Source organism: Ideonella sp. P3_A4 (genome assembly GCF_056403075.1).
The window spans coordinates 1-3556 of record NZ_JBFUGE010000605.1; the positions used below are offsets into that span (position 1 = coordinate 1).

General features: G+C 66.6%; 5 protein-coding genes. 2 read left to right on the forward strand and 3 right to left on the reverse strand.

Annotated elements, in window-relative coordinates:
* The 3 genes from AC1DYI_RS29735 to AC1DYI_RS29745 all read right to left on the reverse strand — a co-directional run.
* The coding region (locus AC1DYI_RS29735; RefSeq protein ID WP_477207725.1) for a helix-turn-helix domain-containing protein at positions 1-638 on the reverse strand (638 nt) is incomplete at its 3' end.
* A 37-nt stretch (positions 639-675) separates the two neighbouring features.
* Positions 676-1347, reverse strand: coding sequence for a Type 1 glutamine amidotransferase-like domain-containing protein (locus AC1DYI_RS29740; RefSeq protein ID WP_477207726.1), 672 nt, complete (start codon positions 1345-1347; stop codon positions 676-678).
* Between the two features lie 9 nt (positions 1348-1356).
* A complete protein-coding gene (locus AC1DYI_RS29745; protein WP_477207727.1) occupies positions 1357-1779 on the reverse strand; it encodes a VOC family protein in 423 nt (140 codons plus the stop codon).
* A gap of 142 nt (positions 1780-1921) precedes the next feature.
* Here AC1DYI_RS29745 and AC1DYI_RS29750 point away from each other — a divergent pair, with 142 nt between their 5' ends.
* Both AC1DYI_RS29750 and AC1DYI_RS29755 read left to right on the forward strand, forming a co-directional pair.
* Positions 1922-2317 (forward strand): GFA family protein, encoded by a 396-nt coding sequence (locus AC1DYI_RS29750; protein WP_477207728.1) that lies wholly within the window; start codon positions 1922-1924, stop codon positions 2315-2317.
* Positions 2318-2593: 276 nt separating this feature from the next.
* Positions 2594-3556, forward strand: a 963-nt coding sequence (locus AC1DYI_RS29755) for a glycoside hydrolase family 9 protein (protein WP_477207729.1), incomplete at its 3' end; no start/stop codon positions are given.

The following is a 3556-nucleotide window of genomic DNA, read 5'->3' on the forward strand; positions in this document are numbered from 1 at the left end:
GATTGGGCCAGCAGCGCCGCCGCGCGCTCAATGCGCAAGCGGCGGTGCGCCTCGCCGGGTGTCTCGCCCAGGTGGGCGCGAAACGACCGTGCCAACTCGCCCGCGTCGCAGCCTACGGCGCGGGCGATGTCGTCCAATGCCAGCGGCTCGTGCGACTGCTCCCGCAGCAACTCGATCGCCCGGCGCAGCGTCAATGGCAGCGCGCCGCCGCGGCGGGCCTGCTCGCGTGCGGCCAGGCCGATCAGCTCGTGCGACAGGCCGCTGACCACGAGTGCCGAGAAGTCGTCGGACGTGTGCAGCTCCTGCGCGATGCGCCGACCCACGTCGGCCAGCGACAGCGTGCGCACGGCAGGCGCATCGGCAAAGCGCACCGCCTCGTCCAGCCGGGCGATTGCCTCTGGTGTGGGCGTGAACACCAACTGGCACAGGCCCGCAGCCCCAAAGCGCTGGGCGTGAGCCTCGTTGGGCGGACAAACCAGCAGCGCGCCGAATTCGAACTCGCCGCGCCGCCCGCGGATGCGCTCTTCGTAGCTGCCCGCCAGCACCAGCGACAGGCTGGGGCGGCTGTGCACGTGCGCCTCCATCACCTGGCCCGGCGTGTAGGTCCGCTGCTTGATCTCGGAGAACAGGGTGTTCATGCCGGGACGAGTCTAGTTCCAAAGTGGACCGCGCTCGTCAGGAGCCGAAGTACCTCCAGTGCCCCTCGGACACGACCTCGACCGCACCGTCGACCACCTTGATGGCCGTTTGGTCGTCGATGGCGTAGGCCGGACCGCCGATGCGGGCTGCCCACTCTTCCGCGTGGGCCATCGTGTTCTCGGCGAAACCCGGGTAGTCCAGGTGCGGGAAGATCGAGAAGTCGACGAGCCCCAGCGTCACGTCGTCACCGGTGATGGACGGCTTCGTTTCGACGAACGCCTCTCCCACACGCGGCGTCATCACCATGCTTCCGGCGCTCAAGCCCACCCAGACGGTTCGATCCAGCGACGGCAGCAGCGAGGCGAGTCCCGACTGTCGCATCCAGTGACACAGGTACAGGGCATCACCGCCCTCCACCAGCAGGACATCCGCCTGCCGGACCCAGGGCACCCAGCGCTGCGCACCGATGCTGGGCAGCGCGGTGAGTTCCAGCACGCCCAGGGACTTCCACCCCAGTTCGCACATCGGGCAGCCTGACTGGCCCGTGATGAACCGCCATGCGCCGCCAGGGCTGCCCTGAGGGTGCCCATACAACGCAGTGGGGATGCACAGGGCATGGGAGTCGGCGATCGGCTTGCCCAAGAGACCGACCAACGCGTCGTGGATGCTGGTGTTCTTGACACCCGCGGAAGTGAGAAGCAGCTTCATCGTGCCGGCTCAGCGCTGCGGATCAGAGGGCGGCATCGCTGCTGCCGGGTCCATCCAGAAAGCTCCCCACAAGTGGCCGTCGGGATCGGCGAGGTCGCGGCTGTACATGAAACCCAGTTCCTGCACCGGGTTCACATCGGCCTGCCCACCGTGGGCCGCGGCGGCGTCGTTCATTGCATCGACGGCGTCGCGGCTCTCCATCGCCAGCGAGAGCATCACCCCGGTGGCCCCGGGTGCGGGCAGCGGCCGGTCCGTGAAAGTGCGCCACTTGGCGTGCGTCAGCAGCATTGCGTAGATCGACTCGCTCCACACCATGCAGGCGGCCGTGGCGTCGCTGAACTGCGGGTTCTGCTGGAAACCCAGCGCCTTGTAGAAGGCGATCGAGGCTTCGAGTTCGGTGACCGGGAGGCTGACGAAAATCATCTTGGTCATGCGGATTCCTTTGGTGGTTCGAGGGTGACGCCCAGCGGATGTGGACGTTTCACCTGCACGACGAACGACGACCGGCTGAATCGACAATCTGAAGCCTGCCACCGGTATCCTCCCCGCATTGATCACCACGAGCCCTCGACCGATGTCTCAACGCCTCGCATCTTGCAGTTGCGGTCAACTCACGGCCCAGGTCGTCGGTGAGCCGGTACGCGTGTCCATCTGCCACTGCCTGGCCTGCCAACGCAGGACGGGCAGCGTCTTCGGGCAGCAGGCCAGGTTCCGTTGCGAGGACGTGACGCTTTCGGGCACCTCATCCGAGTATGTGCGGGTTGGTGACGAGGGCTCGCGCGTCAGGTTCCACTTCTGCCCTCATTGCGGTTCGACGGTCTACTACGAGCCCGAGGGGTTGGAGGAATTCCTCGCCATCCCCGTCGGGGCGTTCGCTGATCCGAGCTTCCCGGCGCCGAGCGTGTCCGTCTACGAGGAACGCATGCACAGCTGGGTCGTTCCGCCAGCTGACGCAGAGCATATCCCCTGAGCTGTTAGGTGGTGGCCCGCGACCTGTGAAGAGGTCTCGCGGTTAAACCGATGTGACGGTGTGTAAGACCTCCGGTCGGACCCGGTTGACGCGGTTGGCGGTTGGGGAATACAACCTGGGCCGCATTCGCGAACAAAGCGTCGCGAGGCAAAACGGGGCATGAGGGTGCCCTGCTGAACAGATCCGGTGACTTGAGCGGACAAGAAGACTCGCTTGGCTTCCGGCCCTTTTTTTTGCCCTTGAATGACAACGCTGTCTAGCGATCGGAGGAGCCCCATGAACCTTGACCCAACCCCCGTCCACGTGGGGTGGACCCGTTTGCGCGCGCACGCCTGGATGGCCCTGCCCGCCATCTTGCTGGCTGCCTGCGGTGGTGGCTCCGACGCAGACGACAGCCACACCGCCAGCGCCGCGGCCGAGACGCGCGAGCACGCGCTGGCGGTCACGACCACCGCTGCCGCCCCGCGCTACAACTACGCCGAGGCGCTGCAGAAGTCGCTCTTCTTCTRCGAGGCCCAGCAGTCCGGCAAGAAGCCCGACTGGAACCGCGTCAGCTGGCGCGGCGACTCGCGCCTGACCGACGGCAGCGACGTGGGCCTGGACCTGACCGGCGGCTGGCACGACGCCGGTGACCACGTGAAGTTCGGCTTCCCGATGGCCTACACCGCCACGGAGCTGGCCTGGGGCGCGCTCGAGTTCGAAAGCGGCCACAAGAGCGCCGGCCAGTACGACGCGCTGCTGCGCAACCTGCGCTTCGTCAACGACTACTTCATCAAGGCCCACCCTTCCGCCAACGTCTTCTACGGCCAGGTCGGCAACGGCAGCACCGACCACAGCTGGTGGGGTCCGGTCGAGGTCTACCCGAAGGCCGCACCGGCCTACAAGATCGACAGCAGCTGCGGTGGCTCGGACCTGGCCGGCGAGACTGCGGCGGCCATGGCGGCGGCATCGATAGTCTTCAAGGCCACCGATGCGGCCTATGCCACGAAGCTGCTGACGCACGCGAAGCAGCTGTACACATTGGCCGACACCAAGCGCCAGAAGTACACCGAGTGCATCACCGACGCGCAGGGTTACTACAACTCCTGGTCGGGCTACAACGACGAGCTGTCGTGGGGAGCACTGTGGCTGTACCGCGCCACCGGCGAGCAGACCTACCTCGACAAGGCCGAGTCGTATGTTCACACCGGGGCCGACGGCTTCGGCTCTGAAGGCCAGACCGCCTACCTGCCCTACAAG